Raw genomic sequence first — 22,282 nt, 5'->3', positions numbered from 1 at the left:
CCCGAGAGGAAGGTGCCGACGTGGGTGAGCTGCGCAAGCCGTTCCTGCTGCTGGCGATGCTCGCGATCGTCCTGGCGATCGGGGTGGAGCTGGGCGCCGGGCTGCTGCTCGGGGGCGCCGACGCCAGCGCGGCGCTGTCGGACAGCGCCGGCGCGCTGGACGTCGAGCTCGACGACGTGTCCGGGGTCAGCGAACCGTCCGGCCGGGGCACCGGCTACCTGGCGTTGATCGACGCGGTGGCGGTCTGGAGCACCGGGCTGTTCTGCCTGGGAATGCTGCTGCCCGAACGGATTCAGGGCCGGGTGCAGGGTGTCGCCAGCCTGATCTTCTCGATCATCCTGATCATCGTCGGGCTGATCGCGCTGATCATCGCGTTCGTGGAACTGATGATCATGGTGTCGCTGTTCCTGGCCGCCCCGTTCGGCACGCTGGCCTACCTGGCGCTGTGGGGGTTCTTTCCGGTCGGCGAGGCGGCGGTGCTGTTGGGGTTGGTGCTGCTGCTCAAGCTCGTCTGGGCCGGGCTGCTGGTGCTGGCCCAGCCGCGCTTCCTGCAGAACAAGGGCCTCGTCCTGCTGATCCTCACCACCCTGCTGTGCACGGTCGTGCTGGAGTTCCTGCACAACCTGGTGCCGGTGATCCTGGTCAGCATCGTCGACGACGTGGCGGCGCTGGTCTTCGCGGTGGTCGCCATCATCTGGGGGCTGGTGCTGCTGATCGGGTCGATCCCGGCGATCGTCAAGGCCGTCCGGGTGACCGCCGCGCTGCCCACAGGGGCCGGTGACCCCGCGTCCCGGTGATCATGAAGTTGTCGCCACTCCACCCGGCGTGTCGTGGCAACAACCTCATGGTCAACGCGCGGAGGCGGCGAGGGCCGCGGCGGCCAGGGTCGCGGTGGTGACGTGGTTCAGGGCCCCGTCGGCGATCACCACGCGGTGTCGGCCGCGCCGCTCGGTGCCGGCCGCGATGGTGACCGGACGTTCGAACGCGAACGCCACCCCCACACCCGGATACATAGCGGTCCGCGTGAACCACCTGTCGCCGTCGCCGAGACCAGCGAAGACCAGGGTGTACGCCCGGCCGTCCGGCCCGATGCCGCGCAGCGCGACCCACGGCTCGGCGGACCCGTTGACCGCCGTCTCCCCCGTCGCCGAGGCACTGAACACCGACGCGGGCCCGGCCGAGATCGCACGCCAGAAGAACCCGCCGTAGCCGGCCCCGTCGGGGCGGCCGTTGGTGGCCGGGCTGCCCAGCCGCACGTCCCGCCCGGCCGGGGCGCGCAGGGTGTAGTCCAGTTCCAGCCGCCAGGCCGACACGGCGCCGCTCGGACCGTCCCCGGTCAGCGGGACGGCGGTGAGCCGGCGGCGCTCGGTGAGCAGCACCGCCCCCTGCGGGTCGCGCCACTCAAGCCGGTGTGCCAGCCGGTCGGCGGCCCGCTCCGACCAGCCGGTGTGCGCGATCCGCCCGTGGTCGTCGCGCCAGGTGTAGCCGACGTCGCGCACGTAGGTGCGCCCACCCCACAGGTTGCTGCCGTCGACGTCCTGCACCGCGAGGGAGGCGCCGAGGTGCCACACGTGGTCGGCGGGCAGCGCGTCGGTGACGACAGTGCCGCCGAGGGTACGCACCGGGTGCAGGTACGGCCGGGGCCCGTGCCGCGCGTCCAGCACCGGGTCGACCACGTACCGGGCCACCTCCGTCCCGTCGACCACCAGCCGTGCGGGATCCTGCCCGCCGCTCACGGCAGCTCCGGATGGGCGGGAACCGGCCGACGGCCGGCGACGGCGTGCAGGGCGGCCACGGTGTAGCCGGCGAGGATCGGCACCGCGACCGGAGTGATCAGGACGGCGAGCAGCCCGGCCAGCGCGGTCACCCCGGTGAGCGCGGCCCAGCGGATGGGCGCGTCGAGGCAGGCGCGGGCGGCGGAACGGGCCGCGGCCCGCCACCGCCCGCCCCCGTTGCCGCCCGCCTCGACGACGACCAGCCCGGCGTACCCGGCCAGGCCGGCCGCGACCAGCGCGGTCACCAGCAGCGCCGGCGGGCCGCCCGGCACCCGGCCGGTGGCCAGCGCCGCCAGGTCGGCGGCGAGCAGCCCGGCCACGGCGAGCGCGAGCAGGCTGACCGGCACACCGGGCAGCACCGACCGGCCGAATCGGCGCAGGGTCGTCCGCGCCGTCGGCCACGTGCCGGTACGGGTCCAGTCGCGCACCGCCGCACTGGCCGTGCCCGTCGCCGCGGCGGCGGTCAGCAGAGGTGCCGCCGCCAGCACCAGCAGGATGCCGAGCAGCGCCAGGTCGGTGGCGTCCCGGAGGACGTCGCGCCAGTCCCGCCGCCCGGCGGTGTCCGCCCGCTCAGCCCTTGATGCCACTGGTGTTGATCCCCTCGACGAGCATCCGCTGGAACGCGACGAAGAACAGAAAGACCGGCAGCAGCGACAGCACCGACATGGCGAACATCGGTCCGACCGCGCTCTGGCTGGTCGAGTCGATGAACAGGGTCAACGCGACCGGCACGGTGTAGTCCTCCAGTTGGGACAGGAAGACCAACTGCCGGAAGAAGTCGTTCCAGGTCCAGATGAACGAGAAGATCGCGGTGGTGACCAGCGCGGGACGGCTCAGCGGCAGGATGATGTGCCGGAAGATGCCGTACGGGCCGGCGCCGTCGATCCGCGCCGCCTCGTCCAGCTCGCGCGGGACGCCCCGCATGAACTGCACCATCAGGAAGACGAAGAACGCCTCGGTGGCCAGGAACTGCGGGATCAGCAGCGGCAGGTACGGCCACTCGCCGCCGACCAGCCCCAGCGTTCGGAACAGGATGTACTGCGGCACGATCAGCACGTGTTGGGGCAGCAGCAGCGTGCCGATCATGACGGCGAACCACATGCCGCGCAGCCGGAACCGCAGCCGGGCGAAGGCGTACGCGGCCAGCAGGCAGGAGATCCCGTTGCCGACGACGGTGAGCAGGCTGACCATCGCGCTGTTGAGGAAGAACCGGCCGAAGCTGACGTCGAAGTTGGTCCACCCGGCGGTGTAGTTGCCCGGGGTGAACCGCTCCGGCAGCAGTCCGACGTTGTTGACGATCTCCTCCTGGGACTTCACCGAGGTGCCCACCATCCAGATCAACGGGTAGAGCACCACGGCGACGATCGCCACCAGGATCAGCAGCCGCAGCAGCGACCGCCAGCCGGTGCGGCGGCGCGCGATCGGCGCCGGCCCGGTCGGTACGCCGGCCGTCGGGGTCACCGTCGCTGTCACCGGTCCTCCCCGTCGGAGTAGTGCACCCAGAACCGCCCGGTGCTGAAGAAGATCGCGGTGATCACCGCGATGGCGAGCAGGAACACCCAGGCCATCGCCGAGGCGTAGCCCATCTCGAGGTCGGTGAAGCCGGTGATGTAGAGGTTCAGCGTGTACATCAGGGTGGAGTCGACCGGGCCGCCGGTGCCGTTGCTGAGCACGAACGCGGCGGTGAAGCCCTGGAAGCCGTTGATCGTCTCCAGCACCAGGTTGAAGAAGATCACCGGGGAGAGCATCGGCAGGGTGACGTTGCGGAACTGGCGGAACCGGCCGGCGCCGTCGACCGACGCGGCCTCGTACAGCTCGGTGGGCACCTGCTTGAGCCCGGCCAGGAAGATCACCATCGGCGCGCCGAACTGCCAGATGGCCAGCACCATCAGCGTCTCCAGTGCCCAGTCCGGGTCGTTGACCCAGGGCTTGCCCTGGATGCCGAAGAGGCTGAGCAGCGAGTTGAACGCGCCGTCGCGGTTGAACATGTTGACCCAGACGATGGCCAGCGCGACGCTGCCGCCGAGCAGCGACGGCAGGTAGAACAGCCCGCGGAACAGCCCGACCCCCCGCCACGCGCGGTTGAGCAGCAGCGCCACGCCGAGCGCCGCGGCCAGTTTCAGCGGTACGGCGATCAGCGCGAAGGTGAGGGTGACCCGCACCGCGTGCCAGTACGACGGGTCGGCGGTGAACATCCGCTCGTAGTTGGCCAGCCCCACCCACTGCACCTCGGAGAAGGGGGTGAGGATGTCGTAGTTGGTGAAGCTCAGGTAGAGCGACAGCAGCATCGGGATCGCCGTGACACCCATCAGGCCGATGAGCCACGGCGACAGGAAGACGTACCCCGCCAGACCTTCGCTGTGCCGGGCGCGTCCGGGCCCGCGCCGGTCGGCGCGGGCCCGGACGGAGCCGGGATCAGGTCGGGTCGGGTCGGGCGCCGTGGTCAACGCCACGAACAGCTCCTCTCCTCGCCTGGTGCGGCGGTCAGGCGATGGCGGCCTTGCACGCCTCGATGAACTGGGCGGCGGCCGCGGCGGGGGTGGCCCGGCCGTACTGGGCGTTCTCGGCGGCCTTGATCAGCTCCGAGCGGACCTTGCTGTGCCCCTTGATCGGCACCTGCGGGGCCTTGCCGAACTTCTGGGTCAGCTCGGCCTCGACCGCGATGGACTGCTTCATCGCCGGGTCGGTGGTGTCGTCGCTGACCACCCGGCGCAGGTCCTGGTTGGACGGCAGGCCCCGGTCGGTGCCGAGCAGCTTGACCGCCTCCTGGTCGTTGTTCAGGAAGTTGATCACGTCGACCGCGACGTCCTTGTTCTTGCTGCCCTTGAACACCGACCAGTACATCGAGGCCCGGGCCCACTGCGCGCTCGGGTCACCGGGGTAGGCGATCACGCCCAGCTCGTCCTTGGTGTTCTTCTTCAGGTCGGGCATCTGGTTGGCCCAGACCCAGGAGGTCGCCGACTTGCCGGTCACCACCAGCTGCTTGGTGATGTCGCTGGAGTTGCCCTCGTGGATCACGTCGGCGGTCGGCGTCGCCCTGCGGTCCCGGGCGCCCTTCCACAGCTCGAACCACTTGGTCACGTCCTCGGCGGTGAAGCCCAACTCCTTGCCCTTGTACAGGTCCTTGCCCTGCTGGCGCAGCCAGACCCAGAACGCCTTGTAGTCGGCGCTCGGGTCCTGGGTGCCGGGCACCTTGGTCTTGGCGGTGACCTGCTCGGCCCAGGCGATGTGCTGCTCCCAGGTCATTCCGGTGGTGGGTTCGGGCAGGCCGTGCCTGGTCAGCAGCGTCTTGTTGTAGACGAGGCCCTGGGTGTTCTCCCCGGAGGCCAGGCCGGCGAGCTTGCCGTCGACGACGCCGTACTGCCAGAGGCTCTCGGGGAACTTCGACGTGTCCAGCTTCCCGGACTTCTGGTAGGACGTCAGGTCGAGCGTGGTGTTGCGGGCCGCGTACTCGGCCAGGTAGTTGTCGTCGATCTGGAACAGGTCGGGCGGGTTTCCGCCGGCGGTGAGCGTCGCCAGCTTGTCGAAGTAGCCCTGGTTGGCCTGCCAGGTCTTCTCGAAAGTCACGTTCGGGTGCTTCTTGGTGTAAAGGGCCAGGGCGTCCTCGGTCAGCTTGGCCCGGGCGTCACCGCCCCACCAGAAGATGGAGAGCTTGACCGGGGCGTTTGGATCGGCGGCAGTGCCGTCGTCTCCGCCGCAGGCCACGGCGCCGAACAGCAGTGGCGCGGCGACCGTCGCGGCGAGCAGGCCGCGCAACAGCCGCCGCCGGGGCAGCGGAGTACGGTGGGTGCGCCCGACGGGCGCGCTGGCGGTGGGGGGCGTTGCGGGGTGCATGTGCGCTCACTCCTCGGCATTAGGAGGCGACGGCGTCACCGGTGGCCGTGGTCGGGGTGCCCGGGCCCGCAGGGCAATGCGGGTCCGGGCCCAGCGGCGCGGCCAGGGGACGTGCCGGTCGGGCCCGCGGGCCCGGGCCGGTCGAGTCGCGGATGACCAGGTCGGTCTGGAGCATTACCTGTGCGGTGGTACGACGGACGCCGAGCGCCGTGCCGGCACCGGGCCCCCGCGCACCGCGCGGTGACTCGGTGTCCTGTTGCAGCAGCATGTCGACGGCCGTCCGGCCGGCGGCCGCGGTGGGTGTGGCCACCGTCGTCAGTTTGGGGCGGGTGAGCCGGCTCAGGGCGATGTCGTCGACCCCGACGACGCTCACCTCCTGCGGCACCCGGACCCCGAGCGCGTCCAGCCCCTCGATGAGGCCGATCGCCATCAGGTCGTTGTAGGCGAGCACGCCGGACACGCCGCTGCGCCGCACCTGCTCGGCGACCGCGGACCCACCGGTCTCGGTGGGCGCGTTCGGGCCGAGCACCGTCAGCTCGGCGCCGCCGGCCCGCGCGGCCGTGGTGGCGGCCCGGCGCATCTCCCGGTTGGTCCACGAGCTGCGTGGGCCGCCGAGCAGCGCGATGCGGGTGTGGCCCAGGCCGATCAGGTGCTCGATCGCGGCCCGGGCACCCTGCCCGACATCCATCAGCACACAGGGCAGCCCGGTGACCTGGCGGTTCACCACCACCAGCGGCACCTCGCGGCTGAGCTGCTCGATCAGGCTGTTGCTCATCCGTGGGCTGCACAGCAGCACCCCGTCCACCTGCTTGGCCAGAGCGTGGACCAACTCCTCCTCGGCGGTCGGGTCCTCATTGGTGTCGGCCACGAAGACGTGGTAGTCGCGGTGCCGGGCCTGACTCTCCGCCGCCTTGATCAGCGGCGGGAAGAAGGGGTTCGCGATGTCCGCGATGATCAGCCCGATGTTGTGCGTCCGCCCGGTGATCAGGGCCCGTGCGGCGCGGTTCGGCCGGTAGCCCAGGTCCTCCGCGCAGGCCAGCACCCGGACCCGGGTCTCCGGGTTGACCAGGTGCGGAGCGGAGAAGGTGCGCGACACGGTGGAGATATGCACCCCGGAGGCGCGGGCGACGTCCCGGATGGTGACTGGCACGGCGGCCCCTTCGTCCGATGTGGCGGCGGTCACGTGGGTGGGGCCAATTAATGCAAACGGTTGCTCCAGTGTCAACGGCGAACGATTACGGTTCTGTTGCGCCAGGACTCCCGATGGCGACTTCCAGGCCGGCAAACACTGACATTTACCGCCGATTGTTCCGCCCTCGTTGACGCGATCGGATCGAGCGTGATTACTTCACTGCAAACCTTTGCAGGACCACCCGGGAGGCGACCGCATGTCACCCACAGCCGACGGCCGGGTCCGGTACGCCGTCGTGGGCACCGGAGCGCGGGCGGAGATGTTCGTCCGGGCCCTGGTGCTCGACCACGCCGACACCACCGAGCTGGTCGCCTTCGCCGACGTCAACCAGGCCCGGATGGACGCGCACAACCGCTGGCTCACCGAGCTGGGCCACCGCCCGGTGCCGACGTACCCGGCCGGCGACTTTCCGGCCATGCTGGACAAGGAGCGGGTTGACGTCGTCCTGGTCACCAGCGTGGACGTCACCCATGACGAGTACGTGGTGGCCGCGCTGCGCGCCGGGCGCGAGGTCGTCACCGAGAAGCCGATGACCGTGGACGCGCCGCGCTGCCGGCGGATCCTGGACGCCGTGGCGGAGACCGGCGGCCGGGTGACGGTCGCCTTCAACTACCGCTACAACCCGCTGCACGAGCAGGTACGCCGACTGCTCGCCGAGGGCGCGGTCGGCGAGATCGGCTCGGTCCACTTCGAGTGGCTGCTCGACGTGCGGCACGGGGCCGACTACTTCCGCCGCTGGCACCGGGACAAGGCCGTCTCCGGCGGGCTGATGGTGCACAAGGCCAGCCATCACTTCGACCTGGTCAACTGGTGGCTGGACGCCATTCCGGTCGAGGTGTACTCGGCCGGGCGCCTCTTCTTCTACGGCGACACCGGCCGCCGGCACGGCTACGCCCGCGACTACGACCGGGCGTACGGCTCCCCCGCCGCCGCGGACGACCCCTTCGCGCTGCGGCTGGACGCGCACCCTCGACTGCGCGAGCTGTACCTCGACGCCGAGGCCGAGGACGGCTACCAGCGCGACCGCAACGTGTTCGCCCCCGGCATGAGCATCGAGGACGACATGGCGGTGCTCGCCCGCTACTCCACCGGCGCGACGATGACCTACCACCTCACCGCGTACGCCCCCTGGGAGGGCTACCGGGTGATGGTCAACGGCAGCCGGGGTCGGCTGGAGCTGGAGGTGACCGAGAACGACTTCGTCGACCGGGGCACCGCCGGCGCGGTCAAGGGCGCCGCGCTGCACGGTGCCGAAGCGCCGGCCGAGGGCGGCGGCGCGACGCTCACCCTGCGCCCGTTCTGGGCGCCGCCCCGGCACATCCCCGTCGAGGGCCGCACCCGGCACGGACACGGCGGCGCGGACGCCCGGATGACAGGCGTGCTCTTCGGTGGCCACCCGGACCCACTGGACCGCGCCGCGACCGCCGACGACGGCGCCCTGGCCCTGCTCACCGGCCTGGCCGCCAACCGGTCCTTCGAGACCGGTCAACCGGTCCGGGTCGCCGACCTGCTCACCCCCCGCTGACCCACCGACGAGGAGCGCATCCCCCGTGCCGACGTTCGACAACACCGACCTGCTCCTGCCGCCCGAGCCCGGCCTGCGCGCGCTGGCCCGGGAGCTGTACGCCCTCGCGGCCGAGCAACCCATCATCTCGCCGCACGGGCACGTCGACCCGGCCCTGCTCGCCGAGGACCGGCCGTTCCCCGACCCGGCGCAGCTGCTCATCGTGCCCGACCACTACCTGACCCGGATGCTGCTCAGCCAGGGCGTACCCCCGTCGGACCTGGGCGTGCCCGCCCGCGACGGCAGCACCGTGGAGACCGACGGCCGGGTCATCTGGCGGCGCTTCGCCGCGCACTGGCACCTGTTCCGGGGCACTCCGTCGCGACTGTGGCTGGAGCAGACCTTCCGCACCGTGTTCGGGGTGCACACTCCGCTCGGCCCGGCCACCGCCGACACCCTCTACGACGAGCTGGCCGCCCGGCTCGCCGAGCCGGACTTCCGGCCCCGGGCGCTGTTCGAGCGGTTCGGCATCGAGGTGCTGGCCACCACCGAGTCTCCGCTGGACGACCTCGGCCAGCACGCCAAGCTCGCCGCCGACGGCTGGGGCGGGCCGGGCGGCCGGGTCGTCACCACCTTCCGCCCGGACGACGTGGTGGACATGGAGTTCGAGGGCTGGTCGACAAACGTCGACCGCCTCGGCGAACTGGCCGGTGAGGACACCGGCACGTACGCCGGCTACCTGGCCGCGTTGCGGGCACGCCGGGCCGCGTTCATCGCCGCCGGGGCGACCTCCTCCGACCACGGCCACCCCACCGCCCGCACGCTGGACCTGGCACCACAGGAGGCCGCGCGGCTGTTCGACCGGGGCCGGCGCGGCGAGGCCGACCCGGCCGACGCGGAAGCGTTCCGGGCGCACATGCTTGTGGAGTTCGCAAGGATGTCGCTCGACGACGGCCTGGTCATGCAGCTGCACCCCGGAGCGGTGCGCAACCACAACCGCTGGCTGTACGCCCGGCACGGTCGCGACGTCGGCGGGGACGTCCCGCAGGCCACCGAGTACGTGCACGGGCTCGCTCCACTGCTGGAGCGCTACGGCAACGATCCCCGGCTGCGGGTGGTGCTCTACACCCTCGACGAGGACACCTTCACCCGCGAGCTGGCGCCCCTGGCCGGCGGCTACGCCGCGCTGCTGCTCGGCGCGCCCTGGTGGTTCCTGGACTCCCCCGAGGTGCTGCGCCGGTTCCGGGAGACGGTCACCGAGACCGCCGGGTTCTACAACACCACCGGATTCGTCGACGACACCCGGGCGTTCTGCTCGATCCCGGTCCGCCACGACGTGGCCCGCCGGGTGGACGCCGGCTTCCTGGCCCGGCTGGTCGCCGAGCACCGGCTTCCTCTCGACGAGGCCGCCGAGACCATCGTCGACCTGGCGTACCGGCTGCCCAAGCGGGTCTTCAACTTCGGAGGCATCAACCAGTGAGCGTCACCATCACCTCCGTCGAGGTGCACGACGTGCGGTTCCCGACCGCCGCGCGGGGCGACGGCTCCGACGCGATCAACCGGGGCGACTACTCGGCGACCTACGTGGAGCTGGGCACCGACGCCGGGCCGACCGGCGCCGGCTTCACCTTCACCAACGGGCGGGGCAACGAGATCACCTGTGCGGCCGTGCGCGCGCTGTCCCACCACGTGCGGGGGCGCACGGTCGAGGAGATCGCCGCCGAGCCGGTCGCGTTCTGGCGTTCGCTCAGCGCCGACGTGCAGCTGCGCTGGCTGGGCCCGGAGAAGGGCGTCATCCACATGGCGACCGGCGCTCTGGTCAACGCGGTGTGGGACCTGCGGGCCACCCTGGCCGGCAAACCGATGTGGCGGTTCCTCGCCGAACTGCCCACCGACGACCTCGTCGCCAGCGTCGACTTCAAGCACATCACCGACGCGCTCACCCCCGACGAGGCGGCGGCCATCCTCGACAAGGGATTGATCGGATCCGATGGCCGGCTCGCGGAACTCAGGCAGAGTGGTTTCGCTTCCTACACCACCTCGGTCGGCTGGCTGGGCTACCAGGACGACAAGGTGCGGGCCCTGACCCGGCAGGCGTACGACGACGGCTGGCGGGCGATGAAGATGAAGGTCGGCGGCCCACTCGCCGACGACCTGCGCCGGGCCCGGATCATCCGGGCCGAGATCGGCCCGGACGCGCTGTTGATGATGGACGCCAACCAGGTCTGGGACGTCGACGAGGCGATCACCGCGATGACAGTGCTGGCCGAGGTGGACCCGTACTGGATCGAGGAGCCGACGCACGCCGACGACATCCTCGGCCACGCCCGGATCGCCCGCGCTGTCGACGAGCTGACCGGCGGCCGGTGCCGGGTGGCCACCGGTGAGGTGGCCGCCAACCGGGTGATCTTCAAGCAGCTGCTCCAGGCCGAGGCGATCGGCGTGATGCAGATCGACGCGTGCCGGGTCGGCGGGGTCAACGAGGTGCTCGCGGAACTGCTGCTGGCGGCGAAGTTCGGGGTGCCGGTCTGCCCGCACGCCGGCGGCGTCGGCCTCTGCGAGTACGTCCAGCACCTGGCGATCTTCGACTACCTGCGGGTCGGCACCGACCTGGACGGGCGGATGATCGAGTACGTCGACCATCTGCACGAACACTTCGTCGACCCGGTACGCACCCGTGGTGGCCGCTACCTGCTGCCCGAGCGGCCCGGCTACAGCGCCGCCATGAAGCCGGCGTCGATCGCCGAGTTCCGCTTCCCGGACGGCCCGGCGTGGCGGTGACCGTCGGCTCCTCCCGGCTCGGCCTGGGTGTGCTGCGCCGGCTGCCCGCCGCGGCCCGACCGCTCGTGCGTCCGGGCACAGTGCCGGCCGGCGTCGTGCACCTCGGGCTGGGTGCGTTCCACCGGGCGCACCAGGCCGTCTACACCGAGGCCGCGATCGGCGCGGCCGGTGGCGACTGGGGCATCGTGGCGGTCGCCCCGCGCAGCACCTCCCTGGTCGAGGCGCTCGCCGCGCAGGACAACCTGTTCAGCGTCAGCACCCTCTCCGCCGCCGGCAGCGCCACGCGGGTGGTGGGTGCGCTGAGCGGGGTACGGCACGCGCCCAGCGACCCGGACGCGGTGGTGGCGCTGCTGGCCGACCCGGCGGTGCGGGTCGTGACGCTGACCGTCACCGAGAAGGCGTACCAACTCGACCCGGTGACCGGTCAGTTGTGCCCCGACTCGGCGCTCGCCGCGGACCTGGCCGGCGGCCGCCCGCCGACCACCGTGCCGGGTCTGCTGCTGCGTGGCCTGGCCGCCCGGGCCGCCGCCGACGCGGGACCGGTGGCGCTGGTCAGCTGCGACAACCTCCCGGCCAACGGCCGGCGGCTGCGCGGCCTCGTCGACCAGGCGGTCGGCCGGGCCGTCGGGGTGCCCACCGGGCTGGTCGACTGGGTGGCCGGCAACGTCACCTGCCCGGGCACCATGGTGGACCGGATCGTGCCGGCCAGCACCCCGGAGACGATCGAGGCGGCCCGCCGGGCGCTCGGCGTGACCGACCTCGCCGCGGTGGCCGCCGAGCCGTACGCGCAGTGGGTGATCGAGGACGACTTCCTTGGCGGCCGGCCGGGATGGGAGCACGCCGGGGCGGTGCTCACCGACGACGCCGGCCCGTGGGAGCGGTTGAAGCTGCGCAGCCTCAACGGCGTCCACTCGGCCATCGCGTACCTGGGTGCGCTGGCCGGTCGGGAGACGATCGCCGACGCGCTGGAGATCCCGCACCTGGCCGACGTGCTGCGCCGGCTCATCGCCGAGGACGTGGCACACAGCTTCACCCCGCCGGACGGGGTCCGGGTCGTCGACTACGGCGAGCAGGTCCTGGCCCGGTTCGGCAACCCGGCGATCCGGCACCGCACCCTGCAGGTGGCGACGGACGGCTCGCAGAAGCTGCCGCAGCGGGTCCTGCACACCATCGCCGACCTGCGCGCGGCCGGCCGGTCCGCGCGCTGGGCCGCGCTGGTCGTGGCGGCCTGGCTGCGCTTCGCGCTGGGGTACACCGACGACGGCCGGTCGCTGCCCTTTCAGGACCCCCTCGCCGAGCCGATCCGGGCCGCGCTGTCCGCCGGCACGCAGAGCCCGGCCGGCGCGGTGGACGCGGTCTTCGCGCTGCGCGAAATCGTCCCGGCCGAGGTGGCCGGGGACGACGAGGTACGGGCCGAGGTGACCGGCTGGCTGACCGCGCTGGCGCGGCACGGCGTCGAGGCGACCCTGGCGGGTGCCCGGTGAACGGGCCGACGCTGGCGGGTGCCCGGTGAACGGGCCGGCGCCGCCGCCGCGGGTGGCGGTGATCGGGGCGAACGGGCACGGCCGGTGGCACCGGCGGGTCATCGCGCCGCTGCACGCCGCCGGTCGGCTGCGGCTGGTCGCCCTGGTCGACGTCCGGCCGGTGGAGGACGACCCGAACGCACCGGTGCCGCCCGGGGTGCAGGTGTTCACCGACCACCGCGCGATGCTCGCCGCGGCGCGCCCGGAGGTGGTGGTGATCTGCACTCCGCCGCACACCCACCTGCCGATCGCCCGGGACGCCCTGGCCGCCGGCGCGGACCTGTTGCTGGAGAAGCCGCCGGTGCTGTCGCTGGCCGAGCACGAGGAGCTGAGCGCGGCGCTGGCGGCGGCCGGCCGGGTGGCCCAGGTCGGTTTCCAGGCGCTCGGCTCGGCGGCGCTGACCGCGCTGACCGACGCGCTGGCCGCCGGCCGGCTGGGCACGGTCACCGGCATCGCCACAGTCGCCGCGTGGCAGCGGCCGGACGCCTACTACGCCCGCTCCCCGTGGGCCGGTCGGCGCAGCGTGGACGGCCGTCCGGTGCTGGACGGCGCGCTGGCCAATCCACTCGCGCACGCGGTGATGCAGTGCCTGGCGGTCGCCGAGACGCTCGGCGGGGCGCCGCAGTGGCCGGTCGCGATCGAGGTGGAGCGCTACCGGGTACGACCGATCGAGGTGGAGGACACAGCGGTGCTGCGGGTCCGGTTCCGCGCCGGCCCGCCGGTGCTGGCCGCCGTCACCCTGGCCGCGGAGGAGTTCGTGGCGGGCGAGGTGGTGGTCACCGGCACGGCGGGGCTGGCGGTGCTGGAGTATCCGACGGACCGGTTGCGCCTGCCCGGCGACGTGGTGACCCGCCGGGTGCCCGGCCGGCGGGGGATGCTGGAGAACCTGCTCGCGCACCGGGCCGACCCGGCCGGCACCCCACTGATCGCCCCGCTGGCCCGTACCGCGCCGTTCACCGCGCTGCTGGACGCGCTGCGGGCCGCGCCGGAGCCCCGACTGCTCGACGGCGACCTGGTCTCCGTGGTGGGCGACGGCGGGGAGCGGGTACGCCACCTGCGGGACGTGGTCGACGTGCTGCGCCGGGCGGCCGAGAGGGGGGCGCTGCCGTGTGAGCTGGCGGTGCCGTGGGCGGTGCCGGCGTACCGCGCGGAGCTGGCGGGATAGGGAGGCGACGGCAACCGGACTGCAAACACCGCCCGGACTCGTTCGGGCCGCATCGGACGGATCCTCGGATACCCGACCCGCGACGGTCGGGGCAATGCCGGTCGAGCCCGACAACTGCAACATTCCTGCACACAATACATATTGACTCTTATAAAACTGCGAACCTACCGTTTCTGGTGACTGCCGAACCACCACCAGCGAACGGGAAGAATCGATGCGCAGAATCCTCACCGCCGCTACGGTGACCGCCCTTGTGCTCGGTGCCGCTCCGGCCGGCGCCGCCCCCCGCGCCGACGCACCGGCAGCCGCCGACCGGCTGTCCCGGGCGGCCCACCACCTCGGCCGGCAGGTGCTGCCCGAACGCGACGGCTGGGCGGCCGAGGGCACCGGGACCACCGGCGGCTCGGCCGCGACGCCCGAGCGGACCCGGGTGGTCCGCAGCCGGGCCGAGCTGGTCGCCGCGCTCGGTGGCGACAACGCCGGCAACGCCACCGACGCCACCCCGAAACTCATCTACCTGGACGGCGTCGTCGACGGCTTCGAGGGGCCCGACGGCACACCGCTGAGCTGCGCGGATCTGGCCGACCCGGCGTACCGGCTGGACGCCTACCTGGCCGCGTACGACCCGGCGGTGTGGGGTCGGGTGCCGCCGGCCGGGCCGCTGGAGGAGGCCCGGGTGCGCTCGGTGGCCAACCAGACCCGGCAGACCCAGCTCAACGTCGGCCCCAACACCACGATCGTCGGGCTGCGCGGCGCCCGGCTGACCGGGCTCACCCTCATGATCGACCGGGCGTCGAACGTCATCGTGCGCAACCTGACCTTCGTGGACGCCCGGGACTGCTTCCCCGCCTGGTCACCGACGGACGGCGAGGCCGGCAACTGGAACAGCCAGTACGACCAGATCTCGGTACGCCGCAGCGAGCACGTCTGGGTCGACCACAACACCTTCACCGACGGCGGCAACCCGGACAGCGCCCAACCGACCTACTTCGGACGGCCGTACCAGGTGCACGACGGTTCGCTGGACGTCACGCACACGGCCAGCCTGGTCACCGCCTCCTGGAACCGTTTCACGGGGCGCGACAAGCTGATGCTGATCGGCTCGTCCAACACGGTCGGCCCGGACGTCGGCCGGCTGAAGGTCACGCTGCACCACAACCTCTTCGACGGCGTCCTGCAACGGCTGCCCCGGGTGCGCTTCGGCCAGGTCGACCTCTACAACAACCACTACCGGCTCGGCGGGAACGACTTCCAGTACGCGCTCGGCGTCGGCGTGCAGTCCGCGCTGTACGTCCAGAACAACCACTTCACGCTGGACACCGCTGTCGACCCGGCCGACCTGCTGTACGACTGGGGCGGCACCGCGCTCACCGAGCGGGGCACCTGGATCCGCCAGGGCGGCGGCCCGGCCCGGCCGGTCGACCTGCTGGCGGCGTACAACACGGCGCACGACCCCGACCTGGGCGCCGACGCCGGCTGGACGCCCACCCTGCGCCACGGCCCGGTCCTGCCGGCCCCGCTGGTCCCGCTCCTGGTCGGCCCGCTCGCCGGCGCCGACCGGCTGCCGGTCTGACCGACCGGCCCACCATCGCGGGCGCCGGACCGACCGGCGCCCGTCGGGCCCCACTCCGACCGCCCACGGACGCCCGGCACCCCACCCCCGAGGAGACCCCGTGCGCATCCCCCACCCACCCCGAGCAGCGCTGGCCACGGCCGGCGCCGGCCTCGCCGCCGTCGCACTGGCCGTCGGCGTGACCACCGGCGCCCAGGCGGCCGCCCTGTTCGGCGACACCTTCGACGACGGCAACGCCGACGGCTGGTCGAAGTCCGGCGGCGACTGGTCGGTGGTCACCGACGGCACGCCGGCCTACCGGCAGGCCAACACCGGCAGCGAGCTGGCCCGGGCCTTCGCCGGGCAGACCAGCTGGACCGACTACCAGGTACAGGCGCGGGTCAAGCCCCTGTCGTTCAGCGGTGCCAACCGGCTGGTCGCGCTGGCCGCCCGATCCGGCAGCGCGACCAAGATGTACCGGCTCGCGTTGACCAACGCCAACCGGGCCGAACTCCAGGTGGTCAACGGCAGCTCGATCACCGTGCTCGGCTCGACCGCGCTTTCCGTCGCCACCGGCACCTGGTACACGCTGCGCCTGGAGACCGCCGGCAGCACAGTGCGCGGCTTCGTCAACGGCGCGCAGGTCGGCGCCGGCACGAGCACCGCGTACCCGGCCGGCCGGATCGCGCTGGTCACCGCGTACGCCAGCGCGGTCTTCGACGACGTCGTGGTGGACGGCGCCGGCGGCGGACCGACCACCCCACCCACCACCACGCCGCCACCCACCACCACGCCGCCACCCACCGACCCGCCACCGACCGACCCGCCGCCCACCACTCCGCCGCAGACCGGCCTGGTCGGGTGGGCCACCCAGAATGGCGGCACCACCGGCGGTGCCGGCGGTGGCACGGTGACCGTCACCAGCGCGACGGCGCTGGCCAGCGCCGTGCAGGGCGACGCGCCGGCGACCGTTCGGGTGAACGGCGCATTCAACTGCTCGACGGAGATCCGCAGCGGCTCGAACAAGACGATCATCGGAGTGGGTGCCGGCTCCGGATGGTCCGGCTGCGGGCTCAACCTGCGCGACGTCAGCAACGTCATCGTGCGCAACCTGAACATCTCCAAGGTGCGGGCCGGGGTCGGCAACGGTGACGCCATCCACCTGGACAACGCCACAAACGTCTGGATCGACCACAATGACCTGTCCAGCGACACCACCAGCGGCACCGACTACTACGACGGCCTGCTGGACGTCACGCACGGCTCGAACTACGTGACAGTCTCCTGGAACCGGCTGCACGACCACGTCAAGTGCTCGCTGGTCGGGCACAGCGACAGCAACTCCGGCGAGGACACCGGCCGGCTGAAGGTGACCTACCACCACAACGTGTTCAGCAACTGCTTCCAGCGCAACCCGCGGGTGCGCTTCGGCAACCCGGTGCACGTGTACAACAACTACTACGTGAACACGGCCAACCCGTCCTACAGCTACGGCATCGCCACCACCAACGGCGCCGGCGTGCTGGTCGAGGGGAACTACTTCGAGAACATGACAGACCCCACGCACGTCGGCGAGGGCTCCTCCCCCGCCGGCAACCTGGTGGCCCGCAACAACCAGTTCGTCAACTCGGGCACCCCGCAGACGGCCGGCTCGGTGGCCGCCATCCCCTACCCGTACACGATGGACGCCGCGAGCACCGTCAAGGCGACGGTGACCGCCGGTTCGGGCACCGGACGGATCACCGGCTGACCCCGACCGCCCACGACCGGGCCGACGCCCGCGCGGCGTCGGCCCGGTCCGGCACGGTCGGGTCGGCGACGCACGGGACCATCGATGTGGTGAAGATCGGCTATAAGTGACGCATGGACTTCCCGCCGCACCTGGGCAGCATGCCGATGCACGCGATCACCGAGATCCACGGCGAACCGGGCCTGCTGGAACGCTTCCGGTTGGAGATCCACCAGTTCGACGACACCGCCCGGGCCCGGCTGACCGCCGCGCTCGACCTGGCCGCCGACCTGCACCGTGACGACCGGCGGGTTCGCGAGCCGTACCTCAACCACCTGCTGCGGGTGGCCATCCGGTTGATGCACCACTACCAGGTGCGCGACGTCGACGTGATCATCGCCGGGCTGCTGCACGACGCCGTCGAGGACCACCCCGCCGAGCTGGCCGACAGGGTCGGCGATCCGCGCGGGGGCGCGCTGGCCACGCTGGCCACCCGGTTCGGGCCGCGGGTGGCGACGCTGGTCGCCGCGGTCACCAACCCGGTGTACGACCCGCAGCGCGACCGCAACACGCAGTACCGCGAGCACCTGCGGGTCAGCCTGGACCGGGAGCCCTGGGCACGGGTGATCAAGGTGTCCGACTTCACCGACAACGGGGTGGGCGTGATCCACACGGTCGGGCCGAAGGTCGTCTCCTCGGCGATCAAGTACCGGCCGCTCGTGCCGCTCTTCCGCGACCTGATCGGCCGGCCCGACACGCCGCTCTCACAAGCGGTGAAGCGACACATCTTCAGCCAGCTCGACCTGGCCGAGGAGCGGTTCAGCGCGATCCTGGACCAGCCCGTCCACCCGAACTGACCGGCCGGCCGACGCGCCCTGCCCCGGGTGCAGACCGGCCCGCACGAGGTGCTCCAGCCAGGGGGTCGGCGCGACGCCGAGCTCCCGGCCCAGGTCGGCGCGGAACAACTCGAACCGGCGTACCGCCTCGTTGATGTTCCGCTCGGCCAGATGTACGGCGATCAGCGTCCGGGTGGCGCTCTCGCGCAGCGGCTCCAACTGCACGGCGGTCAACGCCACCTGCACGGCCTCGCCGAACCGGCCCTGCGCGGTGAGCCGCTCAGCGAACGCCTCCAGCGCGTACAGCTGCGTCTGGCGTAGCCGTTCCCGCTCGGTCAGGACCCAGTCGTCGTACCAACCCGGCAGCAGCTCGCCGGTCGCCATCGCCGGCAGTCCGGGGCCGGTGCCCACCGGTGACCCGCCGGCCAGCAGTGCGGCAGCCGCCGCGCCCAGGGTGGCCACGTCGCTGGTCACGCCGGCGGCCAGGGCCAGCCGGTCGTCCTCCTCCAGCAGCGGCTCGGGGGTGACCCGGTGCAGTCGCCAGAGCATGGTGCGCAGGTTGGCCCGGGCCCGCTCCTCGTGTGAGCCGGGCCAGAGCGTGCCGGCGGCCTCCGCCCGGGCGCACCGCTGGCGCACCCCGAGGTACGCCAGCAGCCGACGGGCGCCCTGCGGCACCGCCACGGCCCGCCCGTCGCGCTCCAGCCCGAACCCGCCCAGCAGCCGCAGGACGTACCGGGGCGGGTGCGTCACCTGGGAAAGAACCATTCGCGCGCCTCCACACCCGATCGCATCGTGGGAGTTCCACGCTCGGATGTGGACGGTCGACGCGCCAGCGCTGTGTCGTCACACCGACGCGGCGAGTGAGCCGGTCCAGCCGTTCGCCGGATCCCGGCCCGGCCGTTCAGCGCAGCTTGCTCAGCGTCCGGGCGTATCCGGTCCACTCGGCGGCGTCGCCGACGTCGGCGCGTATCTGGGCCTCCTTCATGATGGCGAGCACCTGCTCGGCCGGCGCCTCGGCCAGTTTGCCGAGGGTGCTGATGCCGCTGCGGGCCAGCGCCGCCCGGGCCTTGGTCGGCACTCCGGCGAGCATCGCGATGTCGGCGTCCCCGACGTTCTCCAGCTCGGTCTCGATGCCCAGCGCCGCGGCGACCGCCGCCTGGGCGCCGACGGTGGTCCGTACGATCACCGCCTCCCGCTCGCTCACCTCGGCGAGCATCGCGTCGACGCTCGGGTAGGCGGTCTCCGCGGGCAGCACCTTGAGCACGTCACGGACCAGCCGGCCGTCGGCCACCTCGTCCTCGCCGAAGACGCGGATGAACTCCTCCAGCTTCACCTCGCGCGGGAAGCGCTGCCGGACGTCTCCGTGCTCGGCGGTGTAGCGGGCGAGCTGGGCGGCACCACGGACCTTCGGCCCGGCGACCACGTCCACGCCGAGGGTCTCCACTGCGGGCAGCACGATGGTGCCGGCCTTGGTCTGCCAGATGCTGACCTTCTTGTCCAGGAACATCGTGGTGCCCATGTACTTGCCGAAGTCCAGCGCGCCGATGTAGTTCGGGATCTGCTCGATCGTGTACGGACCGGGGCTGACCTTGGTCTCGTGCACCGTCGAGTGCAGCCGGTTGATCTCCGCGCGGATCTCGTCGAGCAGCCGCCGCAGGCTCACCCGCATCGCCGCCATGCAGGAGAACGCCTTGGCGAGGTCGGTCCCGAGGTGGTCCAGGTCGTGCTCGATGCGGTGGAAGCGCTCGTTGAAGCCCTGCTCGCCGGGCGTCTGCCCGGCCTGCACGACATCCTCGCCGTCGACCCAGTCGCTGTGCGCGAAGGTACGGGCGAACGGCGGCGGCGCGCAGCCCGGCTCCACCGCCGGAAACGGCTCGGCGTAGCTGAACACCCGCTTCGCCGTGCCCACGTTCTCGTAGATCCAGGAGGAGACCAGCACGCTGGCGTCCGAGGCCGGGATGCCGTGCTTGGTGAACGCCTCGTACAGCTCGGTGACGGTCACCCCGTCGTAGTTGATCTCGCTCGCCATTGTGGTGTCCCTCTCAGAGCTGGTCGTACACGCCGCGGTGCCGGCGCTGCTGGAAGGTGCGGAAGGTCCGGGCCACCGCAGGGCGCAGCGGCTCGGCGTCGCCATCGGCGTCGAGGTCGACGTGATCGCGCCGGATACCGAAGGTGTTGATCTCCACGCCGAGCGGACAGACCCGGGTCAGGGCGTTCATCAGCCGCTCGTACTGCGCCAGGGTCAGCGGCACCCCGTCGGGCAGCTCCACCCGGAACTCGTACGGGTCGGTCAGCCCGGTGCGCACGTACGAGAGCGCCACCACGGCGACCAGTCCGGCGTGGGTGGGGCGCAGCGTGGTCCGCGCGCCGACCGCCTTGATCTCCGCCGTGCCGCCGCCGATCCCCACGGTGTACCAACGGAACCCGGTGGCCCGCCGCTCGGCCAGGTTCAGCCCGGCCTGCGGCAGACCGATGACACTGCACACCAGCAGCACCCGGTTGCCGGTCTCGACCAGCGGCAGCGCGGCGGCGAGGTGCTGGTCACGCAGCAGGCCGACCAGTCGGGCCAGCCGGTCGGCGGCAGCGGGTTGCCCGGCCACCAGCGCCGCGGCGAGTGCCGCCGGCAGCTCGATGGTCTCCACCAGTTCGTCGGGGAGCCGGTTCAGCGCGGCCACCACCGGCGCCGGTTCCCGTACCGCGGGCAGGCCGGCGGCGGCCAGCACCTGGTCCACCGGCTGCCCGGCCGACCGGGTCGGCACAGCGGCCCAGCGCGTTCGGGCCGCCGCGTCGGTCAGCGACGTCCACGCCGGCTCCCCGGCGCCGGTCCAGGCCGCCCGGGCGGCGGTCAGTCCGGCCAGCAGCAGCGCGTTGCCGCCCGGGTCGCCCGGCGCGTGGAACTGCGCCTCGACGGCCGTGTCGGCGCCGACCGCGGCGGTCACCGGCGCCGTCACCGCCAGCCCTCGGGTGGGCAGGTGCGACAGGTAGAGGCCGGCGGTGCTGACCCGGTGTGCGGTCTGCACCCCGCACACCCGCCACAGCCAGGCCAGCTCGCCGTCGGCCGCCACGGTGGGCACGCCGGCCGCGCGGGCCGCGGCGATCAGCGCCTCGGCGGTCCGGTCGGCGGTGGCGGCGCGGCCGGTGTCCAGCACCCGGTTGCGCAGGTCGGTGGCCTGCGCCGCGGTCGGCGGGGTGAGGTCCACGCCGAGGCCCAGCTCGTAGCGGCTGCCACCGGCGTCGTCCTGGGCCCGGGTCACCTGCCACACCGCCGTCGAGCCGAGCGCCCGGCAGACCCGCCCGGCCCGGTCCAGCGCGACGGCGAGCGGCGGCGCGACACCGTGCCCGCTGCCGAAAGCGTACGACTGGCGCAGGCTGGCCCGCAGCGCGGTGACCTCGGCCAGCCGGCTCGCGGGCAGCGCCCGGCCGGCGTGCACTGTGTTGTTCGGCGGGGTGTTCGCGGGCAGCACCAGCCGGTCCCGGCGCAGCTGGGCGAGGAAGTTGGTGCGGTGCTGCGGGTCCCCGGCGGCGACCAGCCGGATCGCCACCGCGAACCGGTCGTCGTCCTCCCGCACGGTGAACCGGGCGCCACCGGGCAGGTCGGCGAAGAGTCCGGTGTTCGGGTCGGTGTCCGCCCCCGGCCCGTTGAGCAGCCGGCGCACCGCGCCCGGGGTGGGCAGCAGGAACCGCCGGTAGAGCCCGAGCCGGTGGGCGTACGCGGAGTCCGGCTCCCGAGCCGGCGGTGCCAGCCGACGGGCGTACACCTCGCCGCTGGCCGGCTCGTGCACCAGCTCGTCGACGAAACGGGCCACCCCGACGTCCGCGCCGATCCGGTCCAGCGCGTCCCGCCGCGCGTGCGCGAGGGTGCGGTACGCGTGCACCTCCCGGGCGGCGCGGCGCAGCCGGTGCTTCTCGTGCGACACCAGGTAGAGCAGCCGGCCCAGGTTGCCCTCCAGCACGGCAAGCTCGACCAGGGCGGTGAGCGCCGCCCCGGTGACCGCCGTGTACGCGCCGCCGCCGACGGCCCGCTCGACCGCCACGGCGACGGTGAACGGCGCGACCAGCGGCTCGTCGGCCGTGTCCGGCACGTACCCCGGCACCGACGCGCCGGCCGCCGACCACTGCGCGAAGACCACCGGCGGCAGCACCCGCTCGCCGGCGCCGCCCGGACCCACGGTGACCGTCACCCGGACGGTCTCCTCGACCAGGTCCCGGCGCAGCACCACGGTGAGCAGCGGATGGCGGCTGGTCCAGTCCACCGCGGCGGTGCCGGTAGCGCCGATCGGCACCACCACCCGCCGCACGCTCCCCGGGTACGGGCCCTCCAACTGGTCGACGAGGTTACGTTCGACGGACGGGTCGGCCCCGTCCACCGGCACCCGGATGTCGGTCATCGC

General features: G+C 72.8%; 18 protein-coding genes. 9 read left to right on the top strand and 9 right to left on the bottom strand.

The features are described from left to right. Positions 1-20: 20 nt before the first annotated feature. On the top strand, positions 21-797 hold the full coding sequence (locus GA0070607_RS27280; RefSeq protein ID WP_089020745.1) for a hypothetical protein: 777 nt from the start codon (positions 21-23) through the stop codon (positions 795-797). 51 nt (positions 798-848) lie between these two features. Here the strand turns inward: GA0070607_RS27280 and GA0070607_RS27275 are convergent, their stop codons facing one another. The 6 genes from GA0070607_RS27275 to GA0070607_RS27250 all read right to left on the bottom strand — a co-directional run bounded on the left by GA0070607_RS27275 (position 849) and on the right by GA0070607_RS27250 (position 6,759). Then, a complete protein-coding gene (locus GA0070607_RS27275; RefSeq protein ID WP_089020744.1) occupies positions 849-1,736 on the bottom strand; it encodes a DUF6807 domain-containing protein in 888 nt (295 codons plus the stop codon). After that, a complete protein-coding gene (locus tag GA0070607_RS27270; RefSeq protein WP_089020743.1) occupies positions 1,733-2,362 on the bottom strand; it encodes a hypothetical protein in 630 nt (209 codons plus the stop codon). The genes GA0070607_RS27275 and GA0070607_RS27270 overlap by 4 nt, the downstream gene beginning before the upstream one ends. Then, positions 2,346-3,107 (bottom strand): carbohydrate ABC transporter permease, encoded by a 762-nt coding sequence (locus GA0070607_RS27265; protein WP_231931212.1) that lies wholly within the window; start codon positions 3,105-3,107, stop codon positions 2,346-2,348. The genes GA0070607_RS27270 and GA0070607_RS27265 overlap by 17 nt, the downstream gene beginning before the upstream one ends. A 137-nt stretch (positions 3,108-3,244) precedes the next feature. Further along, a complete protein-coding gene (locus GA0070607_RS27260) occupies positions 3,245-4,228 on the bottom strand; it encodes a carbohydrate ABC transporter permease (protein ID WP_089020742.1) in 984 nt (327 codons plus the stop codon). Positions 4,229-4,259: 31 nt separating this feature from the next. Then, the gene (locus GA0070607_RS27255) at positions 4,260-5,609 is read right to left on the bottom strand and encodes an ABC transporter substrate-binding protein (protein WP_089020741.1); all 1,350 of its coding nucleotides are present in this window, start codon (positions 5,607-5,609) and stop codon (positions 4,260-4,262) included. A 19-nt stretch (positions 5,610-5,628) separates the two neighbouring features. After that, complete coding sequence (locus GA0070607_RS27250; RefSeq protein WP_089022136.1) at positions 5,629-6,759, bottom strand: LacI family DNA-binding transcriptional regulator; 1,131 nt, start codon at positions 6,757-6,759, stop codon at positions 5,629-5,631. A gap of 238 nt (positions 6,760-6,997) precedes the next feature. Here GA0070607_RS27250 and GA0070607_RS27245 point away from each other — a divergent pair, with 238 nt between their 5' ends. From GA0070607_RS27245 to GA0070607_RS27210, 8 genes are all read left to right on the top strand, one after another. Further along, positions 6,998-8,326 carry a Gfo/Idh/MocA family protein gene (locus GA0070607_RS27245; protein WP_089020740.1) on the top strand — a complete coding sequence of 443 codons (1,329 nt, stop codon included), beginning with the start codon at positions 6,998-7,000 and terminating at the stop codon, positions 8,324-8,326. 25 nt (positions 8,327-8,351) lie between these two features. Continuing rightward, positions 8,352-9,785, top strand: a complete 1,434-nt coding sequence (uxaC, locus tag GA0070607_RS27240; RefSeq protein WP_089020739.1) for a glucuronate isomerase — start codon at positions 8,352-8,354, stop codon at positions 9,783-9,785. Beyond that, positions 9,782-11,086 (top strand): enolase C-terminal domain-like protein, encoded by a 1,305-nt coding sequence (locus GA0070607_RS27235; RefSeq protein ID WP_089020738.1) that lies wholly within the window; start codon positions 9,782-9,784, stop codon positions 11,084-11,086. Before uxaC ends, GA0070607_RS27235 begins: the two co-directional genes overlap by 4 nt. After that, positions 11,077-12,570 (top strand): mannitol dehydrogenase family protein, encoded by a 1,494-nt coding sequence (locus tag GA0070607_RS27230; protein WP_089020737.1) that lies wholly within the window; start codon positions 11,077-11,079, stop codon positions 12,568-12,570. Before GA0070607_RS27235 ends, GA0070607_RS27230 begins: the two co-directional genes overlap by 10 nt. A 25-nt stretch (positions 12,571-12,595) precedes the next feature. Then, on the top strand, positions 12,596-13,774 hold the full coding sequence (locus tag GA0070607_RS27225) for a Gfo/Idh/MocA family protein (protein ID WP_089022135.1): 1,179 nt from the start codon (positions 12,596-12,598) through the stop codon (positions 13,772-13,774). Positions 13,775-13,988: 214 nt separating this feature from the next. Then, positions 13,989-15,347, top strand: coding sequence for a pectate lyase family protein (locus GA0070607_RS27220; protein ID WP_089020736.1), 1,359 nt, complete (start codon positions 13,989-13,991; stop codon positions 15,345-15,347). 100 nt (positions 15,348-15,447) lie between these two features. Further along, the gene (locus GA0070607_RS27215; protein ID WP_231930415.1) at positions 15,448-17,076 is read left to right on the top strand and encodes a pectate lyase family protein; all 1,629 of its coding nucleotides are present in this window, start codon (positions 15,448-15,450) and stop codon (positions 17,074-17,076) included. 113 nt (positions 17,077-17,189) lie between these two features. Next, on the top strand, positions 17,190-17,912 hold the full coding sequence (locus GA0070607_RS27210) for an HD domain-containing protein (RefSeq protein WP_089020735.1): 723 nt from the start codon (positions 17,190-17,192) through the stop codon (positions 17,910-17,912). Here the strand turns inward: GA0070607_RS27210 and GA0070607_RS27205 are convergent. The 3 genes from GA0070607_RS27205 to GA0070607_RS27195 form a co-directional block, all read right to left on the bottom strand. Continuing rightward, positions 17,820-18,656 carry an AfsR/SARP family transcriptional regulator gene (locus tag GA0070607_RS27205; protein WP_089020734.1) on the bottom strand — a complete coding sequence of 279 codons (837 nt, stop codon included), beginning with the start codon at positions 18,654-18,656 and terminating at the stop codon, positions 17,820-17,822. The two genes, GA0070607_RS27210 and GA0070607_RS27205, sit on opposite strands and share 93 nt — an antisense overlap. Before the next feature lie 136 nt (positions 18,657-18,792). After that, positions 18,793-19,920 (bottom strand): hypothetical protein, encoded by a 1,128-nt coding sequence (locus GA0070607_RS27200; RefSeq protein WP_089020733.1) that lies wholly within the window; start codon positions 19,918-19,920, stop codon positions 18,793-18,795. Positions 19,921-19,933: 13 nt separating this feature from the next. After that, the gene (locus tag GA0070607_RS27195) at positions 19,934-22,279 is read right to left on the bottom strand and encodes a hypothetical protein (protein WP_089020732.1); all 2,346 of its coding nucleotides are present in this window, start codon (positions 22,277-22,279) and stop codon (positions 19,934-19,936) included. Between the last annotated feature and the right edge of the window lie 3 nt (positions 22,280-22,282).

The sequence above is a fragment of the Micromonospora coriariae genome (genome assembly GCF_900091455.1).
Lineage (GTDB): Bacteria > Actinomycetota > Actinomycetes > Mycobacteriales > Micromonosporaceae > Micromonospora > Micromonospora coriariae.
The sequence above is the reverse complement of the archived record's forward strand: the minus strand, read 5'-3'. Positions and strand labels throughout refer to the sequence as shown.

Excerpts from the sequence above, each read along its gene's own strand:
- GA0070607_RS27205 (WP_089020734.1), bottom strand. The coding sequence starts at position 18,656 with ATGGTTCTTTCCCAGGTGACGCACCCGCCCCGGTACGTCCTGCGGCTG.
- GA0070607_RS27210 (WP_089020735.1), top strand. The coding sequence starts at position 17,190 with ATGGACTTCCCGCCGCACCTGGGCAGCATGCCGATGCACGCGATCACC.
- GA0070607_RS27265 (WP_231931212.1), bottom strand. The coding sequence starts at position 3,107 with ATGGTGGGCACCTCGGTGAAGTCCCAGGAGGAGATCGTCAACAACGTC.
- GA0070607_RS27200 (WP_089020733.1), bottom strand. The coding sequence starts at position 19,920 with ATGGCGAGCGAGATCAACTACGACGGGGTGACCGTCACCGAGCTGTAC.
- GA0070607_RS27245 (WP_089020740.1), top strand. The coding sequence starts at position 6,998 with ATGTCACCCACAGCCGACGGCCGGGTCCGGTACGCCGTCGTGGGCACC.
- GA0070607_RS27195 (WP_089020732.1), bottom strand. The coding sequence starts at position 22,279 with ATGACCGACATCCGGGTGCCGGTGGACGGGGCCGACCCGTCCGTCGAA.
- GA0070607_RS27255 (WP_089020741.1), bottom strand. The coding sequence starts at position 5,609 with ATGCACCCCGCAACGCCCCCCACCGCCAGCGCGCCCGTCGGGCGCACC.
- GA0070607_RS27220 (WP_089020736.1), top strand. The coding sequence starts at position 13,989 with ATGCGCAGAATCCTCACCGCCGCTACGGTGACCGCCCTTGTGCTCGGT.